Annotated in this window: 22 protein-coding genes; 6 read left to right on the forward strand and 16 right to left on the reverse strand. The window is 65.4% G+C overall.

All coding sequences use genetic code 11. The features are described 5' to 3' along the window. The first annotated feature begins 167 nt into the window (after positions 1–167). Positions 168–1,211, forward strand: a complete 1,044-nt coding sequence (gene hemH / locus U1R88_RS18125) for a ferrochelatase (RefSeq protein ID WP_322432505.1) — start codon at positions 168–170, stop codon at positions 1,209–1,211. A gap of 29 nt (positions 1,212–1,240) precedes the next feature. Here the strand turns inward: hemH and U1R88_RS18130 are convergent, their stop codons facing one another. Continuing rightward, a complete protein-coding gene (locus U1R88_RS18130) occupies positions 1,241–1,789 on the reverse strand; it encodes an invasion associated locus B family protein (protein ID WP_322432506.1) in 549 nt (182 codons plus the stop codon). A gap of 245 nt (positions 1,790–2,034) precedes the next feature. Between U1R88_RS18130 and U1R88_RS18135 the strand changes: the two genes are divergently transcribed. Continuing rightward, entirely contained in the window at positions 2,035–2,247 is a 213-nt protein-coding gene (locus tag U1R88_RS18135; RefSeq protein WP_068299709.1) for a hypothetical protein, read from the forward strand. Between the two features lie 138 nt (positions 2,248–2,385). On the opposite strand, the gene U1R88_RS18140 is transcribed toward U1R88_RS18135, so the two are convergent. Further along, the gene (locus U1R88_RS18140; protein WP_322432603.1) at positions 2,386–3,558 is read right to left on the reverse strand and encodes a cytochrome-c peroxidase; all 1,173 of its coding nucleotides are present in this window, start codon (positions 3,556–3,558) and stop codon (positions 2,386–2,388) included. A 179-nt stretch (positions 3,559–3,737) separates the two neighbouring features. On the opposite strand from U1R88_RS18140, the gene U1R88_RS18145 reads away from it, so the two are divergent. Next, positions 3,738–5,315 (forward strand): acid phosphatase, encoded by a 1,578-nt coding sequence (locus tag U1R88_RS18145; RefSeq protein WP_322432507.1) that lies wholly within the window; start codon positions 3,738–3,740, stop codon positions 5,313–5,315. Between the two features lie 249 nt (positions 5,316–5,564). Here the strand turns inward: U1R88_RS18145 and U1R88_RS18150 are convergent, their stop codons facing one another. The 3 genes from U1R88_RS18150 to U1R88_RS18160 form a co-directional block, all read right to left on the reverse strand. Continuing rightward, entirely contained in the window at positions 5,565–5,921 is a 357-nt protein-coding gene (locus U1R88_RS18150) for an endonuclease domain-containing protein (RefSeq protein WP_322432508.1), read from the reverse strand. 17 nt (positions 5,922–5,938) lie between these two features. Beyond that, positions 5,939–7,000 carry a threonine aldolase family protein gene (locus U1R88_RS18155; RefSeq protein ID WP_322432509.1) on the reverse strand — a complete coding sequence of 354 codons (1,062 nt, stop codon included), beginning with the start codon at positions 6,998–7,000 and terminating at the stop codon, positions 5,939–5,941. A 67-nt stretch (positions 7,001–7,067) separates the two neighbouring features. Beyond that, on the reverse strand, positions 7,068–8,366 hold the full coding sequence (locus U1R88_RS18160) for an MFS transporter (protein ID WP_322432510.1): 1,299 nt from the start codon (positions 8,364–8,366) through the stop codon (positions 7,068–7,070). A 166-nt stretch (positions 8,367–8,532) separates the two neighbouring features. Between U1R88_RS18160 and U1R88_RS18165 the strand changes: the two genes are divergently transcribed. Further along, complete coding sequence (locus tag U1R88_RS18165) at positions 8,533–9,147, forward strand: CGNR zinc finger domain-containing protein (RefSeq protein ID WP_322432511.1); 615 nt, start codon at positions 8,533–8,535, stop codon at positions 9,145–9,147. Positions 9,148–9,163: 16 nt separating this feature from the next. On the opposite strand, the gene U1R88_RS18170 is transcribed toward U1R88_RS18165, so the two are convergent. From U1R88_RS18170 to U1R88_RS18185, 4 genes are all read right to left on the reverse strand, one after another. Further along, complete coding sequence (locus tag U1R88_RS18170; RefSeq protein WP_322432512.1) at positions 9,164–9,658, reverse strand: DoxX family protein; 495 nt, start codon at positions 9,656–9,658, stop codon at positions 9,164–9,166. Positions 9,659–9,678: 20 nt separating this feature from the next. Continuing rightward, the gene (locus U1R88_RS18175) at positions 9,679–10,434 is read right to left on the reverse strand and encodes a DNA-binding domain-containing protein (protein WP_322432513.1); all 756 of its coding nucleotides are present in this window, start codon (positions 10,432–10,434) and stop codon (positions 9,679–9,681) included. Then, positions 10,434–11,297, reverse strand: a complete 864-nt coding sequence (gene bufB / locus U1R88_RS18180; RefSeq protein ID WP_322432514.1) for an MNIO family bufferin maturase — start codon at positions 11,295–11,297, stop codon at positions 10,434–10,436. The genes U1R88_RS18175 and bufB overlap by 1 nt, the downstream gene beginning before the upstream one ends. A 271-nt stretch (positions 11,298–11,568) precedes the next feature. Continuing rightward, on the reverse strand, positions 11,569–11,850 hold the full coding sequence (locus tag U1R88_RS18185) for a BufA1 family periplasmic bufferin-type metallophore (RefSeq protein WP_322432515.1): 282 nt from the start codon (positions 11,848–11,850) through the stop codon (positions 11,569–11,571). Between the two features lie 414 nt (positions 11,851–12,264). Here U1R88_RS18185 and argC point away from each other — a divergent pair, with 414 nt between their 5' ends. After that, complete coding sequence (gene argC / locus U1R88_RS18190; protein WP_322432516.1) at positions 12,265–13,224, forward strand: N-acetyl-gamma-glutamyl-phosphate reductase; 960 nt, start codon at positions 12,265–12,267, stop codon at positions 13,222–13,224. Between the two features lie 114 nt (positions 13,225–13,338). Here the strand turns inward: argC and U1R88_RS18195 are convergent, their stop codons facing one another. Genes U1R88_RS18195 through U1R88_RS18215 form a run of 5 tightly spaced genes read right to left on the reverse strand, consistent with a single transcriptional unit; the run spans position 13,339 to position 19,100 of the window. Further along, a complete protein-coding gene (locus tag U1R88_RS18195; RefSeq protein WP_322432517.1) occupies positions 13,339–13,899 on the reverse strand; it encodes a hypothetical protein in 561 nt (186 codons plus the stop codon). A gap of 51 nt (positions 13,900–13,950) precedes the next feature. Next, on the reverse strand, positions 13,951–14,514 hold the full coding sequence (locus tag U1R88_RS18200; RefSeq protein ID WP_322432518.1) for a sarcosine oxidase subunit gamma: 564 nt from the start codon (positions 14,512–14,514) through the stop codon (positions 13,951–13,953). Next, on the reverse strand, positions 14,507–17,509 hold the full coding sequence (locus U1R88_RS18205) for a sarcosine oxidase subunit alpha family protein (RefSeq protein ID WP_322432519.1): 3,003 nt from the start codon (positions 17,507–17,509) through the stop codon (positions 14,507–14,509). Before U1R88_RS18205 ends, U1R88_RS18200 begins: the two co-directional genes overlap by 8 nt. Next, positions 17,506–17,841, reverse strand: coding sequence for a sarcosine oxidase subunit delta (locus U1R88_RS18210; protein ID WP_322432520.1), 336 nt, complete (start codon positions 17,839–17,841; stop codon positions 17,506–17,508). The genes U1R88_RS18205 and U1R88_RS18210 overlap by 4 nt, the downstream gene beginning before the upstream one ends. Before the next feature lie 8 nt (positions 17,842–17,849). Next, on the reverse strand, positions 17,850–19,100 hold the full coding sequence (locus tag U1R88_RS18215) for a sarcosine oxidase subunit beta family protein (protein ID WP_322432521.1): 1,251 nt from the start codon (positions 19,098–19,100) through the stop codon (positions 17,850–17,852). A 451-nt stretch (positions 19,101–19,551) separates the two neighbouring features. Between U1R88_RS18215 and U1R88_RS18220 the strand changes: the two genes are divergently transcribed. After that, positions 19,552–20,550 carry a GlxA family transcriptional regulator gene (locus U1R88_RS18220; protein ID WP_082979449.1) on the forward strand — a complete coding sequence of 333 codons (999 nt, stop codon included), beginning with the start codon at positions 19,552–19,554 and terminating at the stop codon, positions 20,548–20,550. A 128-nt stretch (positions 20,551–20,678) separates the two neighbouring features. On the opposite strand, the gene U1R88_RS18225 is transcribed toward U1R88_RS18220, so the two are convergent. Both U1R88_RS18225 and U1R88_RS18230 read right to left on the reverse strand, forming a co-directional pair. Beyond that, complete coding sequence (locus U1R88_RS18225; RefSeq protein WP_322432522.1) at positions 20,679–21,338, reverse strand: DUF1345 domain-containing protein; 660 nt, start codon at positions 21,336–21,338, stop codon at positions 20,679–20,681. Between the two features lie 22 nt (positions 21,339–21,360). Then, complete coding sequence (locus U1R88_RS18230; protein ID WP_322432523.1) at positions 21,361–22,272, reverse strand: polyprenyl synthetase family protein; 912 nt, start codon at positions 22,270–22,272, stop codon at positions 21,361–21,363. Between the last annotated feature and the right edge of the window lie 7 nt (positions 22,273–22,279).

Raw genomic sequence — 22,279 nt, forward strand, 5'->3', positions numbered from 1 at the left:
ACCGGCCACGCCGTCTCGACCCAGTGCCTTGATTGCACACGTGTTTGCGATTCCCGCTGGTTTCATCGGATCGCGAAGCGCCATGGCGTCGCGCCGGCCCGCCGCGGCACACAAATCTGTTGCAAGCCGGACGCCCAGCCTGTTGAAAGGCCTGGAAAGGACCCGGCATGACTTCTCACCTCGCAAGCGCCCTTCCCGTTCCGGCGGATCATCCCGTAGCGGCCAGTGGAAGAATCGGCGTTCTCCTGGTCAATTTGGGCACACCGGACGCGCCGACCTACTGGCCGATGCGGCGCTACCTCAAGGAATTCCTGTCCGACCGGCGGGTCATTGAGGTCTCGCGCCTGCTGTGGTGGCCGCTGCTCAACGGCATCATCCTGACGACGCGACCGGGCAAGAGCGGCGCCAAATATGCCTCGATCTGGGACAAGGCCGAGAATGCCTCGCCCCTCCTCGTCATCACTCGGCGCCAGACCGAAAAGCTGGCGCAGACCTTCGCCGCCGATTCCCGCCTCGTGGTGGATTTTGCCATGCGCTACGGCAAACCCTCCATTGCCTCGCGCATCGACGCCCTGCGCGCCAAGGGCTGCGACCGCATCCTGATCGTGCCACTCTATCCCCAATATGCCGCGGCAACCAGCGCCACAGTCTGCGACAAGGCCTTCGAGCACCTGATGACCCTGCGCTGGCAGCCGGCCGTGCGCATCGCGCCGCAATGGCATGACGACCCCGTCTATATCGAGGCCCTGGCCAACTCGGTGCGCCAATCCCTCGCCAGGCTCGACTTCGAGCCGGAGGTCCTGCTCGCCTCCTTCCACGGCGTGCCGAAGAGCTACCTGATCCAGGGCGATCCCTATTACTGCTTTGCCATGAAGACGGGGCGGCTTCTGCGCGAGGCCCTCGGCTTCGGCGAGGATCGCTTCAAGATCACCTTCCAGTCCCGTTTCGGCAAGGAGGAGTGGCTCAAGCCCTATACGGACGAGACGGTGGAGGGGCTGGCCAAATCCGGCGTGAAGCGCCTTGCCATCGTGGCGCCGGGCTTCGTGGCCGACTGCCTGGAAACGCTGGAAGAACTCGGCGAGGAGAACAAGGAGATCTTCCAGCACAATGGCGGCGAGCATTTCGCCTATCTGCCCTGCCTGAACGACAGCCCCGAGGGCCAGCACGTGCTCGAGCACGTGGTTACACGCGAATTGCAGGGCTGGATCTGACGGGAGAGCCCTGGCCAGCCCCGTCCGGACTACTTCAGGATGGCGGCCGCCCGGTCGAGGGCCGGGCCGAAGCCCTTGAGCGAGACCGTGAAGACGAGCGGCTTCACGCTGTCGTCGACCGACTTGGCCGTGAGCTTGAGCTGCTTGCCGGCCTTGAGAGCCGTGATGGTATTGGCATCGAGCGCCAGCGGCACCAGGCAGCCAGCGGGGATGCAGGTCTTGTAATTCAGCGGCTTGCCACTGGTCCCGGCATCGAGGGTGAGGGACACGCCGGCATCGAATTGCAGGCCGAACGGCATCACGAGATTGCCGCTGATGCCGCCATTGGCCGTGGGGTTCAGCTCGACAGCCAGCACACGCTGACCGGTCTTGGTATCGCTCTGCACCTGCTGGACCGCGCATTGCTTGGCATTGTTGACGACATTGCAGAGCACGCGCCAGTCCTCATAGCTCTCTTGGATGGAGGAGGCCCCGCCCGGCAACGGCGATTTGGCAGGCGCGGGCTCCTGGGCCGGAGTCTGGGCCTGGGCGGCACTCACCAGAAGCGCAAAAGCGAGACTAAGGCTGGTCTTCAGCATCGATTCCTCACGGCAGAAAGGCATCATGCCCCGATGGGGCAATCGCCGCAGCCATGACACGAATATCAGCGTCTGGCGATAGGTTGCTGCCGAAAAACACGCAACTTTCGACGCCTGATATACCGCGACGGTAGGATGGCACGCCGCCGCTCTCGCCGCCCCGCCCTTTCTCCTTGACTTGCCGCGGCTTCGCGATCCAACTGGCCGAGGGGAAAGATCCGGGCATCTTGCACGAGGTGACGACCATGGACGTCGACAAGGCCATTGCACTGGTTTCCGCGGCCGGTATCGAACTCACCGATCGACGCCGCAACGGCAGCGATGACGGCTGGTCCCTCAGCTTCTCCAACGGCGCGGGACTGGAGATCCGGGACAATGGCGAGGTTTCCGCCACCGGCAAGGGCGCCGAGGCCGTCGCCAGCCTGCTGGGACTGCCGGCCAAATCCGCCGGGAGCTAGAGCAAAGACCCCACGACCGTTGCGGTTTTCAGGCGAAGGAAATGAGGAGTGTCAGCCTCCTGGCTGACATGTTGGAAACTACGCGTCCGCAACCAAGATGTCAGCCAGGAGGCTGACACTCCGCATAGCTCCCCGTTTTCATTTTGCCGGCTCGTAGCCGTCGGTGAGCGTGCCGAGGAAGGCCACGACATCGTCGATTTCGGCCGGCGTCAGGGCCGGTTCGTCGTCGGCCTTGCGGTCGAAGGGCGGGTCGGTGTTGACGTTCGCCTTCGCCGCTTCGGGCAGATCGTCATATTTGTCGATGCTGCCATCGGCCTTGCGCGGATACCAGCGCTCCGGGTGGGTCTCGCGCTCGACGTAGAAACGCACGGCATCGCGCAGGGAATGCATGCCGCCATTGTGGAAGAACGTCTTGCGCAAAGCGATGTTGCGCAGGGTCGGCGTGCGGAACAGGCCGCAATAATCCTCGCGCTTCAGGAAGTCGGTGCGCAGCGGCCCACACAGCCCCAGGTCGTGATAGCTGGGATCCTTGTTGGCGGGAATATCGGAGTTGCGCGGCACCGCAAGCGCGATCTGGCCGTAGTCGGTGAATTGCGGCGGCGTACCGTCATTGCCGCGCTGGCTGATGTGGCAGGAGGCGCAATTACCCTTGTCGGCCGCATTGAACAGGTCGAGCCCCCGCGCTTCCTGGGGGGAGAGCTCCGCCTTGCCGGCCAGAACCGCGTCATATTTGCTCGAATAGGGGTAGAAGGACCGATAGTCTTGCTGGAACACTTCCAGCGCCTTCAGGGCCGTCTTGTAGACGAGGTCCGGGTCGCCGGCCGCCTTCGGCCCGGCAATGGCGGCGATGGCCGTGCCATACCCCGCCGCGAGCACGCGGCGGGCCACCTCCGCCCCATCCCGGTTGCCCATCTCGAAATCCGAGAGCAGCGGGATCTTGGCCTGGTCAGCGCCGCGATCGACACGCCCATCCCAGGTCAGGCCTCCCGTGGGGCCATTGTCGACGCTCTCGTCGGCCTCATCCTCCGAATCGTAGAAATGCTCGGTGAAGGGCGGCACCACCTGCAGATATTTCAGCGACGGTACGGCGCGCACGCCGGGCTGGTGCATGTCGCCGCCGCCAAGCTGCACCGCGCGGTCGTTTACCGGCCCGAAGGCACGGGCGGGATCGTGGCAGGAGGAACAGGCAAGCTTGCCTGATCCCGACAGGGCGGGATCGAAGAAAAGAGAGCGGCCGAGGGCTCCCAGCGCCTGCGCCTGCTGGCGCACCTGCGCACGTGACATCTCCTGCCCGGCCTGGACCGAGGTCATCGCCAGCACCGGCAAAGCGAGCCCCAAGACGCCGCCCCATCGCCTCACACGTCTGTTGCAAAGAAAGCTTATGGCTGCATTCCTTCATTGCGATCGGGGGTGGCGTCTTCAGCCGGCCGGGCTAAGATGAGGGGCTGTGGGGGACGATAGCAACAAGCAAATCGAGGCAGGAGACCCAGATGCGCATGAAATCGGCGGCGGTCGTGTATGCGTTGAGCCTTTCCATCGGTGCCTTCGGATCGGCGCTGGCTGCCGAAGGCACGGGCGGCCAGAAGGCCAAGCCTGCGCCTGGAGCGTCCGAGGATCTGAAGCTGATCGATACCGTGGTGGTGATCTATGCCGAGAACCGCAGCTTCGATAATCTCTATGGCAGCTTTCCGGGTGCCAATGGCGTGGCGAAGGCACCGGCAACCGCCCGCATCCAGCGCGATCGCGACGGCAAGCCCTTCCGAGAATTGCCGCCGATCTGGGAAGGCCTGACCGCCAAGGGGGTGACGCCGCCGGTGACCCAGGCCGAGACCGAGCACCTGCCCAACCGTCCCTTCCACGCGGACGACCCCAAGGGCTTCAACCTCGGCTACGGCACCATCACGCGCGACCTCTGGCATCGCTATTACCAGAACCAGATGCAGATCAATGGCGGGCGCAACGACAAATTCGTCGCCTATGCCGATTCAGGGGCCCTCTCGGTCAGCCTGTGGGACGGCTCGAAAACTGCCATGTGGAAGGTCGCCCAGAAATACGTGCTGGCCGACAATTTCTTCATGGGCGGCTTCGGCGGCTCCTTCTTCAACCATCAATGGCTGGTCTGCGCCTGCGCGCCCTATTACCCCAACGCCGACATCAATCCGGCCAAGCCGTCGATCGCCGTGGTCGAACCCGACGGGGTGACGCTCAAGGCGGCTGCCAATTCGCCGAAATCGGCAATGGACGGCATCCCGAAATTTGCCGGCGATGGCAATCTCACGCCTGATTTCTATGCCGTGAACACCATGCAGCCGCCCTATCAGCCGAGCGGCAACGAGCCGGCCAAGGATGGCGACAAGGCATTTGCCGATCCGGCCAAGCCGACGACGCTGCCGCCTCAGACCGAGCCGACCATCGGGGACCTGCTCAGCCTCAAGCATGTGAGCTGGGCCTGGTATGGCGGCGCCTGGCAGGATGTGCTCGACCATGGCAACAAGACGCCGATCCCGAACTTCCAGTATCACCACCAACCCCTGAACTATTATGCCAGCTTCGCACCGGGTACCCCGGCCCGGGCCGAGCATCTGCGCGACGGCGGCCTGGCGGGCGTGGAATTCATCAAGGCGATCGACGCCGGCAAACTGCCGCAGGTCTCCTTCTACAAGCCGCAGGGCGACCTCAACGAGCATTCGGGCTATGCCGACATCCAGGCGGGCGATGCCCATATCGCCGACGTGATCAGCCATCTCGAAAAGAGCCCGCAATGGCCGCATATGCTCGTCGTCGTCACCTATGACGAGAATGGCGGCCTGTGGGACCACGTCGCCCCGCCCAAGGGCGACCGCTGGGGCCCGGGCTCGCGCATCCCAGCGATCATCGTCTCGCCCTATGCCCGCCGCGGCTTCGTCGACCATGCGCCGATGGACACCACCTCGATCCTGCGCTTCATCACGCGCCGCTTCGAGCTGCCGACCCTGCACGGCATTACCGTGCGCGATTCGGCGATGGCCGCCCGCAAGCAGACGCCCCTCGGCGACCTGACCAGCGCGTTGGTGTTGAAGGATAAGTGAGGTAACGGCCTATCGCGGACCACACAAAATAAAGCGTGACTATCCCTCCCCGACTTCGGGGAGGGTGGACCGGCGTAGCCGGGCCGGGTGGGGGAGAGCGGCGCGGCCCTGCGATTCCATGGCTATCGAAGCACCACTCTCCCCCTTCCGTCACCGCTCCGCGGCGACACCTTCCCCGAAGTCGGGGAAGGATAGTGGCGCTTTATTCTGAAAAGATATCGATGATACCCGGCGCCGAGCTGAGCGGAATCACCCTTCCTCTTCCTCCCAGCGGCTGCGCAGTGCCTCGAAGATCGTATCGATCACCGAGGCAAGCGCATGATCGACGTCATGGTTCGAAAAGCGTAGTACCTTGAACCTGCGTTCCGCCAGGAAGGCATCGCGGATACCATCCCGGGCAAGCCCTTCAGGCATTGCATGCTGGTTGCCGTCGACTTCGACGACCAGGCGTCTACGCAGACAGGCAAAATCCGCGACATAGCGACCAATCGGAACCTGGCGGCGGATGTGGAACCCCTGGGGTCGCATCGCACGCAGACGCTGCCAGAGTTTGACTTCCTGCGGTGTCAGCCTTTTGCGCAACTCCCTCGTCGCCGCAATCGACATGCCACCCCACCGCTCCCCTACCCCACCAGCGCCAGGAAGCTCTTCACTTCCTCGTCCTTGGTCGCGAAGGAGGTGACCAGGCGTACGAGGTCGGCGTCGGCAGCGGGCCGCCTCTCGGCCGGCAGACCGTGAACGGGCCATTCATAGAGGCGGGCACCGGCCTGCCTGAGCTGGGCGATCAGGCTTTTCGGCAAGATCGCGAAGACTTCATTGGCTTCGGTCTGATGGCCGAGCCGATGGCCTGCCGCGACGAGGCCCTGCGACAGGGTTGTCGCCATGGCATTGGCATGGCGGGCGAGATCGAGCCAGTGGTCTTTCTCCAGCATGGCCAGGAATTGGGCGGCGATCGGCCAGGCCTTGGAGACGACATGGCCGCTGCGCTTGCGCAGCCATTCGAGCTCAGCGGCCTTCTCCGGCTCGAACAGCACGACAGCCTCGGCCATCAGCGCGCCGTTCTTGGTGAGGCCGAAGGCGAGGGCATCGACACCCGCCTTCCAGGTGATGTCGGCGGCACTGACGCCATCGGCCTTTTCGAGGAAGGCGAAGGCATTGGCGAAACGCGCGCCGTCCATGTGCACCTTGAGGCCGCGTGCCCGGGCAATGTCGGTCAGCGCCGTGATCTCGCCGCGGCGATAGACGGTGCCGTTTTCCGTCGCCTGGGTGATCGACAGCACGGCGGGCCTGGGGATGGCGGAACCGGAGCCCGAGCCGCGCGCCAGCGTGGCCTCCAGCCCTGATGGCGTCAGCTTGCCGCCGGCGCCGGCGATCGGCACCAGGCGCGCGCCCTGGGTGAAGAACTCGGGCGCCCCGGCCTCGTCGCCGACGATATGCGCCTCCTCATAGGCATAGATGGCGCCATAGGGCGGGCTGAGGGCGCTCAAGGCCAGGGAATTGGCGGCACTGCCGGTGGCGGCGAAGAGCACGCCGACCTCGCGGCCGAACAGATCGGCCAGGCGTGCCTTCAATTCGCGGGTAAGATCGTCCTGGCCATAGGCGGGGGCGATGCCATCGGCGCCGCGTGCAAGCGCCTCGATGATTTTGGGGCTGGCTCCAGCCCAATTGTCGCTGGCGAAATTCATGCCTTGAAGTAGAGCGCTCCAGGCCTGATGCGCAAGGGGGAAGAAGCAAGCTTTCCGGTGCGACGTGTCAGCGCTCCCAACCCTTGCCGCGCGGCCAGGGCAGCAGGACGAAGCTGGCGATGCCGGCGGCCAACAGGACGATGATCACCACAAAGACGGGCGTGAAAGGATCGGCTTCCTGGGCCGCCGCGACGGATCCCACCAGTCCTGTCAGCCATTGCATCACGGCGACGCCGAGAAAGATGGCGGTGTTGAAGATGGCGAAGGCCCGGCCGGCGACCTCTTCGGCATAGGCGGCACGGACATCGGCATATTGCAGGATGAAATAGCCTGTCATGAATCCGAGCAAGACCACGGCGGCGACATCGATGAGGCTCGAGGTCTGCCCAGCCAGGGCCGCAAAGGCGGCAATGCAAAGGGCCGCGCCGGCAATGATCCAGGTGCGCCGGCCGCGATTGCCGGGCCTCAGCAGGCCGAAAGCGGGCGGCCCGAGCAGGGCTGCGACCGAGGTCGCCAGCATGACGTGGCCGCTCACCACCAGGCTGAAGCCGTGCCGCTCCATCAGCATCGGCACGGCCCACAGTCCGCGCAGGGTGAGGAAGGAGGCATAGGAGACGCCGCCGAGCAGGAGGATGCCGAGCGAATGCCGCTTGGCCAGCAGCGGGCCCACCTTGACAAAGGCGTCGAGCAGGCCTGAACGGCTACGCCCCGGTGCGGGCGCTTCGTCCCGGACGAGCAGGATAGTGGCCGCCAGGACGAGGATCGAGATCCCGGCAAGTGCCAGGAAACCGGCCCGCCACGACCAGGTTTCCACCACCAGGGCGAGCGGCGTGCCCGTCATCAACATGCCAATGCCGCTGAAACTGAGGACGAGGCCGGACAGGCGCGCAAATTGCGAGGCGGGATAGCGATTGGTGACGAAGACGATGGCGCCGATGAAGGCCGGTGCGCAACCGACGCCGATCAGGACCTGGCTGGCGATCAGAACGGGCAGATTGGGCGCGAGGGCCGACCCCAGCGCACCGAGGCAGGCAAGCAGAAAGGCAGCGCAGACGGTGCGGCGTGGTCCGAACAGGTCGAGGGCCACGCCGATGGGGATCTGCGCCAGTGCGAAGGACAAATGGAAGGCACCGGCGAACAGGCCTATCTCCTGGGTAGAGGCACCGAATTCCAGCTTGAGTTCGCCGGCGAACAACGTGGCGACGGTACGGAATGCCTGGCTCATGGCCGCCACCGCCGAGAGGGCCGCCAGCATTGCCCAGAGCGGGATTCGGCCCCCGGCACTGCCAGCTTCGGCCTGCCGGGGCGGCGTTCCCTCGAAGGCATGTCCGTTTCCTGTCAGCGCGGCGCTGTTATCGCGATCCATGGCGCCCTCCTCGCGGCGGCCTCGCCATCTACATAACCATCATGATGGTTAGCATTGTCGAACCGGCCGCGTTGACTGTCAACCCCCAAGGAGGTTAGAATTCTTCGAGGCTTGCTGCGCCACGTGGTCCGGCCAGCCGGAACCGGTCCGGGCTCGAAGGGATGCCATGACGTTGATTTCACCGGTGCGCGATGACCTGTGCATCGCCTTCGCGAATACGCGTTCCTGGCGAAGACGGGAGACGCCGGTCGAGCGGCTACGCGGTGTGGCGGATCTATTGGCCTGGACGAAGCGGACGGGCGGAGAGGCGGGCGAACGCATCGAGCAGGCCGGCCGCTGGGTCGCTGAACACCCTGATGATGCCGACCGCCTCTTCGACGAGGCGATCCGTCTGCGCGAAGCGCTCTATCGCGCTCTGGCCGCAATCGCCGAGAAGCAGGCCGTCGAGGAGCGCGACTTCGCCGCTCTCGCCCAGGCCATCGCCCAGGCTCCCAGCCGCAACCGTCTGGTGCGCGCGAAGGATGGCTATGCGTGGCATGTCGGGCCTTTCGAGCCTTCGGCCACACATCTGCTCGCCCCGGTGCTGTGGTCGGCCGGCGATCTCATTCCCGCCGCCGATCGATACCGCATCCGGCGCTGCGCCAACCCCGAATGCCGTTTCCTCTTCCTCGACGAGAGCAAGAGCGGGACCCGCCGCTGGTGCGACATGGCCACTTGCGGCAATCGCGCCAAGGCCAGCCGGCACTATGCCAAGGTCAGGCAAAGCGACGCTGCCGTGTGAGTGACGCCGGCCCGCCTCAGGCGAACGAAACCTTCCGGCCGGCCCAGCGGGCGATCAGGGCGTCGAGGGAGAGGAAGCCGCCGCCGAACTTGGCGAGGTAGAGGGCGCAGACCATCCAAGGCAGATGCTCGTTGTAATGGTCGGGATAGACGAAGAGCTGGATCACCAGCGCCATGCCGAACAGGCCGAGGCCGCCGAGCCGCGTCGCCAATCCGACGAGGACCAGGACGGCAAACACGCTTTCGCCCAGCAGGGCCAGGTGGGCGGCAAGCTCCGGCGGCAGCAGCGGCAGCTTGTATTCTTCCTGGAAGAGATAGACGGCGCTGTCCGACAGCGAGAACAGCGTGCCGTCGGCCACCTTGGTACGTGCCGACCACCAGAACACCCGGAATAGGGCAAGGCGGGCGATCAGGGCGATCAGCCAATGCGGGATGAGCGTGAAAAGATGGATCAGGCGATCCGCCAATCCCGGCGCCGCCGGCTCGGGGGATGCGAATGTCGTGCGGGTCATGGCAACACTCTCCGACAGGTTCAGATCTGGAAGCGGCAGGCGATTCCGGCCGCAACCAGCCCCGCAATGGCGGCGGCCAGGTCGAAATCCTGGGCTTCGGCGAAGGCGGTCTCCGCCGCCGCCTCCAAGGGATCCCCGGCCAGCAGCGCGGCCAGGAAGGCATGGCCGCCCGGCGGCAGGATCTGCACCTCGACGTCGAGGCGGGGGCGGGTCACCAGCACGTCCTCGCCGGACCAATCCATGATCTCCCGCGCCTCGCCGCCGGCATTCATCTGCCAGATCGTCGCCACCGGGAAGGCCGAGCGCAGGAGACGAACCGCCGGATGGATCTCGACCCGCACCTCGTGCAGCCGCGCGGGATCGAGGGCTGCGAGCGCCGATGACGGAGCCGGCTCGGCATCGGCGGCGTGATAGGCCTGGGCCCGGGCGATCTCGAGGCGCATCACATCCGGCAGGTAGGCGACCTCCCGTGCCGGCTCGAAGCCTTCGGTGAAAGCCGGCAGGTCATCGCCATAGTCGAGCAGCAGCGGCGAGCGTGGCGGATGCTCGCGCGCAAAGCGGATAACCAGGGCCCGGAAGAAGTCTGCGCCGACGATGGCGATCGAGGCAGGAAAGCGGCTCTCCAGCGCCGCGGCGAGGCCGAGCGCGACATTGTCGCGATAAACGGCAAAGCGCCGGTTGGGCGCCACGCCGTTATGGGCTGCAAGCCCCTGCGGCAGCGCGGCGGCCGGGTCGAGCACGGCCCGGCGGAACAAGGATTGCGTGTCGGCCAGCATCAGGCGGCCCTCGCCTTGATGATGCGCGCCATCGCCGCCTCGGCAAGCGCCGCCTCGCGGGCCAGAACCGGCCAATCCGGCACGTCATTGTCCCACTCGATCAGGGTCGGCAGCCGCCCGGTCCGGGCGATGACGCGTTCATAGAGCGCCCAGACCGGATCGGCGACCGGCCGGTCATGGGCATCGATCAGGAGCGGCGCGCCGGCATCGTCAATCGTCTCGGCATGGCCGGCGAGATGGATCTCGCCGACGAGATGGAGCGGGAAGCGATCGAGATAGGCCTCGGGCGAGGTCGCGTGATTGGTGGCGGAGACGAAGACATTGTTGATGTCGAGCAGTAGGCCGCAGCCGGTGCGCCAGGCGATCTCGCGCAGGAAATCGGTCTCCTCGATGGAGCTTTCCTCGAACAGGAGATAGGTCGAGGGGTTCTCCAGCAGCATGCGCAGCCCCATGATATCCTGCACTTCGTCGACATGGTCGCAGACGCGCTGCAGGGTCTCGGGCGTATAGGGCACCGGCAAGAGGTCGTTGAGGAAGACCTCTTCATGGCTCGACCAGGCCAAATGCTCGGAAAAGCTCGCCGGGTGGTAGCGCTGTTCGAGCATCTTCAACCTGGCGAGGTGATCCTTGTCGAGCGGCCGCGCCGCGCCGATGGACAGGCCGACGCCATGCAGCGACAGCGCGTAGTTTTCACAGATAGCTCGAAGCTGGGCATGCGGCGGGCCGCCCGCCCCCATATAATTCTCGGCGTGAACCTCGAAGAAGCCGATGTCAGGCCGGGTGGTGAGAATGGTCTCGACATGCTCCGGCTTGAGCCCGGCGCCGGCGCGCAGTGGCAATGTCATGCTGGCGGAATGGTTCATGGGATTCTCCGAGGGCGTTCCGGGGCATACGCATATCTCGAACCCCTGCCCAAAGAGGCTCAACTGGCCTTCTCCCCCTTTTGCGGGAGAAGGTGGCCTTGCAAAGCAAGGACGGATGAGGGGTGTTAGCGCGCACCTTGCCGAGTTGCGTTTCTCCCCTCATCCGCCCTTCGGGCACCTTCTCCCGCAAGGGGAGAAGGCTCGTCGCGTCTTGCTCGGTATGGTTTGGATAGGAGCATACCTCGGCAAACGCGCCGAGATGAGAGAGCAATCAGCTCTTGACCGGCGTCAGTGAGCCCATGCCCGTCGGCGTCTTCATGGTGACGCAGCTTCCCTTCGGCACCAGCTTGAAGGACTGGCCGTCATAGTCGATCGTCGAGGTGCCGGCGCAGGAATGGGCACCGGCCGCACAGTCGTTCTGGCCCTTGAGGGCGACGCCGTAGCATTTTTCCTTGGAATCGTCGGCCCTGGCGGGAGCCGACAGCAAGGCGGCGGCACTGGCAACGGCGCCGACCAGAGCGAAAGCGGTGCTGGCCTTGGTGAACACGGACATGGGAGTTTCCTTCTGTTGCTGGATGGCGGAAACGGCCGGTTGCCGCTCCGCATGAACAGGACTATGACCCGCTCCGGCATCGGAGCCAAATCAAGTGAGCGTGCCGAAAACCACACTTTTTGCGCTAAAACATGTGATTCCAGCCGCTGTAACGATATTCGCCGCCGCGACGTAAGTTGTTACCCACCGGATCTGAAGGAAATGCTCGCGGCGCGCTTTCCGGCGCACGGGGCATCACAGCCACATGCTTGCATGCCGCGGTATCCGTTCTTTCCTGTCGGGGAAGCAGGGCGCCTTCAAGGGCCGTCGGGACGCCCGTGCCTCCGCAATACGCTCCGGCATTGACAGTGACACCTCTTGCTCCGATATAGCCAGCGTTCCCGACAGCCCGCCTCTCCTCAAGGAGGATCAGACATGGCCGCCCTCTCCGATCTCGCCGAAAAGCCGCACCAGGCCGGCGCCGTCCGCACCGTCTTCATCGACGGCGAAGCCGGCACCACGGGCCTCGGCATCCGCGAGCGATTGGCGTCGGTGGCGGGCGTTGCCCTGCGCAGCATCGCACCCGAACTGCGCAAGGACATCGCGGCGAAGAAGGCGCTGCTGGCCGAGGTCGACCTCGTGGTGCTCTGCCTACCCGACGCGGCCGCCAAGGAAACGGTGGCGCTGATCGCCGAGCTCGACGGCAAGAAGCCCAAGGTGCTGGACGCTTCCACGGCTCATCGCGTCGCGCCCGGCTGGGTCTACGGCTTTGCCGAACTGGCGCCGGGTCAGGCCGAGGCCATTGCCAAGGCGAGCCACGTCGCCAATCCCGGCTGCTACCCCACCGGCGCGATCGCCCTGCTGCGTCCCCTGGTCGATGCCGGCGTGATCCCGCAGGACTATCCCGTCAGCGTCAACGCGGTCAGTGGCTATTCCGGCGGCGGCAAATCGATGATCGAGGCCTATGAGGCGGGTACCGCTCCCTCCTTCGAGCTCTACGGCCTGACGCTGGAGCACAAGCACGTGCCGGAGCTGCAGGCCTATACCGGCCTGACCCGCCGGCCGATCTTCGTGCCGTCCGTCGGCAATTTCCGCCAGGGCATGCTGGTCTCGGTGCCGCTGCATCTCGACACGCTGCCGGGCAAGCCGAAGGCTGATGACCTCCACGCCATCCTCGCCGACTATTATGCCGGCGCCAGGCTGGTCAGCGTCGAGCCGCTGGACGGCGCCACCAAGATCGAGGCGGAAGCGCTCAACGACACCGACCGGCTTGAGCTTCGCGTCTTCCCGCACGAGGCCCATCGCCAGGCTGTGCTGGTGGCGAGGCTGGACAATCTCGGCAAGGGCGCCTCCGGCGCCGCGGTGCAGAACATCCAGCTGATGCTGGGTGTCTGAGCCTGCGGTAGCGGCTGCTCCTTCTCCTCGCTCTGTGCGCGTGCATCGCGACGTAGCAGCAAACGGCCATCTCGTGCCCTTGGGACGGCGGACGAGCGCCTGACCTGGTCTCCGCTATTGCGAGACCAGCCGGCAATAGGCGTCCAGCGCCTCCCGGTCCGCGACATCGAGCGCCGTGTCGGTCCAATAGTCGACCAGACAGAGCGGCTCAATGGCATTCAACCGTGAGAGAGCCTCTCGGAACAGCCCGAGCCGGACGTCATCCGGCGAGGACAGCTCGAAGAAGATTTCCCGAATGATGCCGGCATCATGGCTACATATCAGATAGAAATCTGCATCGTGACCGAAACATAGGGCATCCGGATTATAGTAGCCCCATTCGTCATGGTTCTCGAAGCCGGCCGACGCGGTCGCGTTGAACTGCATCACACGAGGAAGAAAAGCCAGGGCTGCGCCGAAAGCTTCCGGCGTCAAGGCGACGAATTGCGCCTGTTCCTCGGGAGCATCGGCAATGACATGCACGTCCGTCCAGCCCATGCCGTCGGGCGCAGCATGATCGACGGCGTGTTGTGCGGCCTTGTCCAGATCCGTTCGGTAATGGGCAACCGCCATCAAGGGATGAAGGGAGCGCATGCCCCAATCGTCCTCATGGATATGGATCTTGCCGGGGGTCAATCCAGTCTCCCCAATGCAGCCCGCGAGCGTTGGGGTAATGCCTGTGCCGCTCTATTTCACATATTCCCGCGCAGCCTGCTCGAGCTGGCCATGCAGGTAATCGGTGAAGGAACGCCAGACCTCGACGTGAAAGTCGTTCGCGCCCTTGCGCCACAGCACGATTTCCGTCTTGGCATAGAGCGTGCGGGTGGCGGTGCCGACGGGAAAGGCCTTGGGATCGAGATCCAGCATGACGCCGGCATTGAGCACGTCGGCGGCCAGCGAGCCCGAGATCAGGATGCCGACATTGCGGTGGCTGACATCCACCAGCGAATGCGGCTCCTGCACGGCCGCCTCGATGGCGGCGTAGACCTCGGCCTCGGTATTCTCCGGCGCGAGCAGCAGCCACTCGTCCGGGCCGAGCTTGAAGGCGGTGCGGGTGCCGTCGGTGGCGGCGGTATTGAGAGCGGTCGGCAGCGCCAGCCCGAAGGCCTGGCCGGCCGCGACGGCAGCGCTGTCCGGCCCGCGCAGCACCAAGCGGGCGCCCCGCGGCGCCGCCTCGATGGTGAGGCGGCTGCGGGCGGTGATCGGCGCGATGCCGTCGAGCGGATCGCGGCGGGTTGCGATATCAGCCATTGAGCCGCGCTCCTTCCTTGTCGATGAAGATCGGGTCGACCACCTTCACGGCGATCGAGCCGCCGGGCATCGGCACATAGACCGTCTCGCCATAGCGCGAGCGGCCGCGCTCGAGATTGCACAAAGCGATGGAACGGCCGAGATTGGCGCTCCAATAGGCCGAGGTGACATGGCCGAGGGCATGCTCGCCGATAGCGGGCTGCGCCACCTCGGTGATCTGTGCGCCCTCTTCCAGTACCACGCCGGGATCGACGGTGGCGAGGCCGACGAACTGCTTGCGGTTGGGATCCTGCAGATCGGGACGCATCAGGCCGCGCTTGCCGACGAAATCGGCCTTGGCCTTGCCCACGGCCCAGCCCACGCCGGCCTCGTCCGGCGTCAGCGTGCCGTCGGTGTCCTGGCCGACGATGATGTAGCCCTTCTCGGCACGCAGCACGTGCATCGCCTCGGTGCCATAGGCGCAGCCGTCATATTTGACGACCTCGGCATGGATAGCCTGCCAGACGGCACGGCCATAGGCGGCCGGCACGTTCACCTCGAAGCCCGCCTCGCCGGTGAAGCTCATGCGGAACAGGCGGGTCGGGACACCGCAGATGCGGCCTTCCTTGACCGACATATGCGGCATGCCATCCTTGGAGATGTCGATGCCCTCGACCAGCGGCGCCAGCACGTCCCGGGCATGCGGGCCCTGCACGGCGATGACGGCCCACTGTTCGGTGGTGGAGGTGAACCAGACCTTGAGATCCGTCCACTCGGTCTGGAGATAATCCTCCATATGCGAGAGCACGCGGGGGGCACCGCCCGTGGTGGTGGTGACGTGGAAGCGATCAGGCGCCATGCGGCCGACCACGCCGTCGTCATAGACGAAGCCATCGTCGCGGGTCATGATGCCGTAGCGCAGGCGGCCCGGCTCCAGCTTCATGAACGGGTTGACATAGATACGGTGCATGAACTCCGCCGCATCCGGGCCGACCACCTCGATCTTGCCGAGGGTGGAGGCGTCGAACATGCCAACCTTGTCGCGCACCGTCTTGCATTCGCGGTTGACCGCATCATGCATGCTCTCGCCAGCGCGCGGATAGTACCAGGCGCGCTTCCACAGGCCGACATCCTCGAAGTCAGCGCCCATCTCGACCTCCGCCTCGTGCATCGCGGTCTTGCGCACGGGATCGAACAGGTCGCCGCGCGCCGTGCCGGCGAACAGGCCAAAGGTGGTCGGCGTATAGGGCGGGCGGAAGGTGGTCAGGCCGACCTGCGGCACCTTCTTGTCGATCGCCTTGGCGGCGATGGCCAGCGCATTGATGTTGGAGGTCTTGCCCTGGTCGGTCGCCATGCCGGTGGTGGTGTAGCGCTTGACGTGCTCGATCGAGCGGAAGCCCTCGCGCGTCGCGAGCTTGATGTCCTTGGCGGTGACGTCGTGCTGGAAGTCGACAAAGGCCTTGACCCGGTTGGCATTGCGGTCATGCGGCAGCGCTCCGGTGTAGAACCCTTCCTGCGAGGTCTCGCCAGCGACGTCGAAGGTCTTGAGGGCGCCCTTGTCGAAGCCGGCGTCACGCCCGGCCTCGTGGCCGGCGGCAAAGCCGTCATTGATCACCGCGCCGAAGTCGAACACGCCGCGGCAGGCGCCGGCCGAACGCTCCTCGTCGCGGGCGAAGCCCGGCACGAAGATCTGCTTGGCCTCGTCGTAGCGCAGCTTGCCGCGCGACTGCGAGAACAGATGCACGGTCGGCGTCCAGCCGCCCGACATCAGCACGAGGTCGCAGGAGACGGTCTCCCGGTCCCTCACGGCGCCGTCGGTGCCGACACGGCCGAGCCTGACGGCATTGACGCGCAGCCGCCCGCTGGTGCCCATCATCGTCGCACCGAGGCTTACGCGGATACCGGCCTCCCGGGCGGCACCAACCAGGGCACCGCCATCGGGCCTGATATCGGCGATCACGGCGATCTCGACGCCGGCGGCCTTGAGGTCGAGCGCAGCCTGATAGGCGCTGTCGCAGGCCGTGAACACCACCGCCCTGTTGCCTGGCTTGACGCCGTAGCGGTTGACATAAATGCGGGCCGAGTCGGCCAGCATGATGCCCGGACGGTCGTTCTCCGGGAACACCAGGGGACGCTCGATCGCGCCGGCGGCGATGACGACCTGCTTGGCACGTACCTGCCAGAGCCGCTCGCGCGGCGTGCGGGCTTCCGGCTGGGCGACGTGATCGGTCAGCCTTTCGGCCAAGGCGACGAAATTGTCGGAATACCAGCCGAAGGCGGTGGTGCGCGGCATCAGCCGGACGCGGTCGTTGAGGGCCAGCGACATGATGATGTCGGTGGCCCAGTCGCGTGCGGCCCGGCCTTCGACGGTCGCCGTGGTCTCGGCCAGCAGCGAGCCGCCGAGCTCGGCCTGCTCGTCGACCAGAATCACCGAGGCGCCGGTCTCGGCCGCGGCGATGGTGGCTGCCAGGCCTGCCGGCCCGGAACCCACCACCAGCACGTCGCAATGGGCATAGCGGTTGAGGTAGCGATCGGGATCGGCCACCTTGGGCGCCTCGCCGAAGCCGGCCGCGGCGCGGATCTTCGGCTCATAGACCGTTTTCCAGAAGCTCTGCGGCCACATGAAGGTCTTGTAGTAGAAGCCCGACGCGAAGAAGGGCGACATCGCGTCGTTGACGGCGCCGGCATCGAATTTCAGCGAGGGCCAGCGATTCTGGCTTGTCGCGACGAGGCCCTCATAGAGCTCGACCTGCGTGGCGCGCAGATTGGGCGTGGTGCGGCCGGCATCCCGGATCACCGTGACCATCGCATTCGCCTCTTCCGAGCCCGCCGACATGATGCCGCGCGGCCGGTGATATTTGAACGAGCGCCCGATCAGGTGCACGCCATTGGCGAGCAGGGCCGAGGCGAGCGTATCGCCGCGCACGCCTTGATAAGCGATGCCGTCAAAGCTGAAATTGATCGGCTTGGCGCGGTCGATGCGCCCGCCGGCAGCGGTACGGAGGGAGGCGGTCACGAGCGCGCCTCCGTGTTGGAGGGCGTAGCGGCAGCAAGCTCAGCGGCCAGCGCCGCCAGGTCGGGCTTGGGTTCGCCCTGCTTATAGGTCTTCACGAACTTATCGGTCACGGTGTGGCGCACGGCGTTGAAGAAGCGCGCGCAGCCATGCACATGGCGCCAGCGCTCGGCGATCAGCCCCTTGGGATTGGAGCGGGTGTAGAGGAAGCCTTCCCAGACCTCGTCCGTCGGGTTGTCCGCGAAGGCCGGACGGGCAATATGGGCCTCGCCCATGTTGCGGAACTCCAGTTCCGGGCGATCCTGTTCGCAATAAGGGCAGCGGATGAGCAGCATGACGGTCCTCAGTGCGCGACGGCGGCGGCGGCCGCTTCGTCGATCAGGCGTCCGGTGCGGAAGCGATCGAGGGTGAAGGGAGCGGCGATCGGATGGGGCTCGCCCGTCGCCACCGTATGGGCGAAGACATGGCCGGAGCCCGGTGTCGCCTTGAAGCCGCCCGTGCCCCAGCCGCAATTGACGAACAGGCCGGGCACCGGGGTCTTGGACAGGATGGGCGAGCGGTCGGGGGTGACGTCGACGATGCCGCCCCAGTTGCGCATCATGCGGGTGCGGCGCACCACCGGGAAGAGTTCGCAGATCGCGTCGAGCGTATGGGCCGCGATATGCAGGCCGCCCGTCTGCGAATAGGAGACATATTGGTCGGTGCCCGCGCCGATGACGAGGTCGCCCTTGTCCGATTGCGACATGTAGGCATGCACGGTGTTCGACATCACCACGCAAGGCATGATCGGCTTCAGTGGTTCGGAGACCAGCGCCTGCAAGGGGTAGCTTTCGAGCGGCATGCGCACGCCGGCCATGTCCATCACCACCGAGGTGTGGCCGGCGGCGACCACCCCGAGCTTCTTCGTGCGGATGGTGCCCCTGGAAGTCTCCACCCCCGAGACAGCCCCGGAGGCATCGCGCAGGATGCCGGTGACCTCGCAGTTCTGGATGATGTCGACGCCCAGCGCGTCGGCGGCGCGGGCATAGCCCCAGGCCACCGCATCGTGGCGGGCGACACCGCCGCGACGCTGCAGGGCGGCGCCCATGATCGGGTAGCGGATGTCCCTGGAGATGTTGAGGATCGGGCAGAATTCCTTCGCCTCTTCGGGCGTCAGCCATTCATTGTCGATGCCAGCCAGGCGGTTGGCATGGATATGGCGCTTGAAGACCTGGATGTCATGCACGTTGTGCGCCAGCATCATCACGCCGCGGGCCGAATACATCACGTTGTAGTTCAGCACCTGGGACAGGTTCTGCCACAGCTTCATGGCGTGGTCGTAGAGCTTGCCGCTCTCCTCCCACAGATAGTTGGAGCGGATGATAGTGGTGTTGCGCCCGGTATTGCCGCCGCCCAGCCAGCCCTTTTCGAGCACGGCGATATTGGTCATGCCGTGCTCGGCAGCCATGTAATAGGCGGTGGCGAGGCCATGCCCGCCGGCGCCGATGATGATGGCGTCGTAACTGGCCTTCGGTTCGGGCGAGCGCCATTGCTCGGGCCAGTCCTGATGACCACGCAGCGCGTTGCGCGCCAGGGAAAAGACAGAAAACCGCACGTGTTGCCGCCCGTTGGATGGAGTCTTGAATGGCGCGACTATCATCATCCCGCCGATGAGCAGTCTAGCACGGAAGCGACGCGCCTTTTGTCGCATTGGAAGAAATTGCACAAAAGGCCCTGTCCACCAGGTCTCTGATAGGACGCATTTGGGATAGTATTTGACCATTGGGTCGCATCCGAATATCTCATATTTGTCAAATTACGACATTAAACGCGACATATGGTCGGGCCCACATCAGAATTCTTCAAAAAATGTCGCAATATCGTCCTGCCTCGTCGTTTCGGACAATGCGGTACAAACCGCCCCGCAACCGTCGCTTTTGACCATAATGGGCACGTAGATGCCCGATGCCATCATGAGGGCGAGCGCTCCACAGGGTGCGCTTTCCCGCCTCCGTCACGCTTCGTACCGCCGGCCCCCCCGGCGGAGGTTCTAGGGAGAATCGCGTATGAATATCCGGCCGGATATCGGCGCCACGCATACCGTCGGCTTTCTGCTCACCCCGAATTTCTCGATGATCGCCTTCGCGGCGGCCGTGGAGGTCCTGCGCCTGACGAACTACGTCACCGGCGCGAAGGCCTTCGCCTGGCGGCTCTATTCGCCCGACGGCCAGCCGATCGAGGCCTCGAACGGCGTAGCATTGGCGGTCGATGGTTCCTATGGCGATGTCGGGCCGATGCCGGAGATCATCGTGTGTTCCGGCATGGACGTGCAGAAATACGATCACGGCCCGCTGATCGCCAAGCTGCGCAAGCTTGCCTTCTACGGCGTCTCGATCGGTGCCGTGTGCACGGGCACCTATATCCTGGCCCGGGCCGGCCTGCTCGACGGCCATCGCTGCGCCATCCACTGGGAAAACTACGACAGCTTCCGTGAGGAATTCCCCGAGATCGACGCCACGCAGGAACTGTTCGAGATCGACCGCAACCGCTTCACCTGCGCTGGCGGCACCGCCTCGATCGACATGATGCTGGCACTGATCACGGCCAAGAAGGGTGCGGTGATCGCGGCCCTCGTCACCGACGAACTTATCCATCACCGCATGCGCGATTCCCATGAGCGCCAGCGCATGGAGCTGCGCGCGCGCCTCGGCGTCTCCCATCCCAAGCTCCTCGCCGTGATCGGCGAGATGGACAAGCGCCTCGAACGCCCGGTCTCCTGCGCCCAGCTCGCCCGCACGGTGCGCCTGTCGCCGCGCCAGCTCGAGCGGCTGTTCCAGCGTTATCTCGACACTACGCCGACCCGCTATTATCTCGAAATGCGCCTCAACCGTGCCCGCCAGTTGCTGCGGCAGACCTCGATGCCGATCCTCTCGGTGGGCCTGGCCTGCGGCTTCGTCTCGGCCTCGCATTTCTCCAAATGCTATTCCGAGCATTTCGACCGCACCCCCTCCGAGGAACGCAAGGGCATGCGGGTCGAACGCAACGTGGCAACGGCCATCGCCTGACCTGCGAAGGCACTCACGACCATAGCCGCGATGCTGCCAGCATTGTCGACCTCCGCCCGGTCGAAGAATCCGGCGGGCCGGCGGCAGGCCGGCCTGTGATCTATGCAGCCATCACGCCGCCGGGCCCGTCAATTCCCGCCCAGCAGGCCGGCGGCGATGTTGATCGCCAGGGCCAGGATGGTGGCGTTGAAGAAAAACGAGAACACGGCATGTGCGGCGACGATGCGGCGCATCAGCCGCGAGCGCAGATTGGTGTCGGACGTCGCCGAGGAAGCGCCGATCGCCACCGAGAAATAGACGAAATCCCAATAATCCGGCGGCTCGGGATCCCCGCCGAAATCCAGGCTCGGCTTACCCGGCTGACCCCCGCCATTATAGTAGATATGGGCATAGTGGATGGCGAAGATGGTATGGATGAAGAACCAGGAACAGACGATGGTCGCCACCATCAGCGGCAGGGACAGGCTGTCTCCGCCGGCATGCTCCTTGGTCGCCTGAAGCTCGAAGATCACCCCGGCAAAGCTGAGGGCTGCGGCCAGCATCGACAGCACCAGGATGATCACTGCCCCTTCGTCGAGGGAATCGGCCTTGTGGGAGAAGCGCCCCGGTGGCAGGCGCGACAAGCTGTAGCTGACGATCACGACGAACAGGATGGTGGCCAGGCACCACCCGGCCAGCAAGCGCTCGAGCCAGGGCAGGCCTGGGATCACGAGGCCGAGCGCCATGCCGGCGACGAGACTCCGGAGCAGGACCGGCCTGGCAGTCAGTGGACGCAGGAAATGCCTCACCCCGGAAGCCTCGCTTAAGGTCTCACCTGCGCCTGTCCGCGGTAAAGCGGGCGGCAGCACGCAGGACGTCCGCCTCGGCACCAAAACCGGAAAGGGCGGCGAGGGCATCGCCGGTGAGACGTTCGAGTTCGGCCCGCGCCTTCTCCAGGCCCCACAAGCCGACCAGGGTCGCCTTGCCGCGGCCGGCATCCTTGCCGGTGGCCTTGCCGAGTTCCGCGCTGGAGGCCTCGATGTCGAGAATGTCGTCAGCGATCTGAAAGGCCGCGCCCAGAGCGCGTCCATAGGACAGCAGGGTTTGATAGGTTGGCGCATCGGCGCGCCCGATCACAGCGCCCATTTCCACCGCGCACGACAGGATCGCGCCCGTTTTCATCGCCTGGAGCTGGACGATGGCCTGGGCCGAGAGCTCGGATGTGCCTTCGAAACGCCCTTCCGCCGCCAGGTCCAGCATCTGGCCCCCGGCCATGCCCGCGCCGCCGGCGGCCTTGGCTAGCAGGCGCACCAGTTCGGCGCGCATGGCCGCATCGGTGCCGGTGGCGGCATCCGCCAGTGTCTCGAAGGCCAGGGTCTGCAGGGCATCGCCTGCCAGGATGGCCGTAGCCTCGTCATAGGCCAGATGCAGCGTCGGCTTCCCGCGCCGCAATTCATCGTCATCCATCGCCGGCAGATCGTCATGGGCGAGGCTGTAAACATGCATGAGTTCGATCGCAGCGCCGGCGCGCAGGGCCGTGGTCTGGTCGCCTCCCAGCAGGCGGGCGGTTTCGACAACCAGGAAGGGGCGAAGCCGCTTGCCTCCGCCCAGGGCGGCATAGCGCATTGCACTCAACAGCCGAGTCGGCACCGGGGGCGTGGTGGCGACGTCGAAGATCGCCACCAGCACATCTTCGATCTCACTGGCGACGGAGGCGAGGCGGTGATGGAAATCGACGGTCATGAACTGC

Source organism: Labrys sedimenti, assembly GCF_034424805.1.
GTDB lineage: Bacteria > Pseudomonadota > Alphaproteobacteria > Rhizobiales > Labraceae > Labrys > Labrys sedimenti.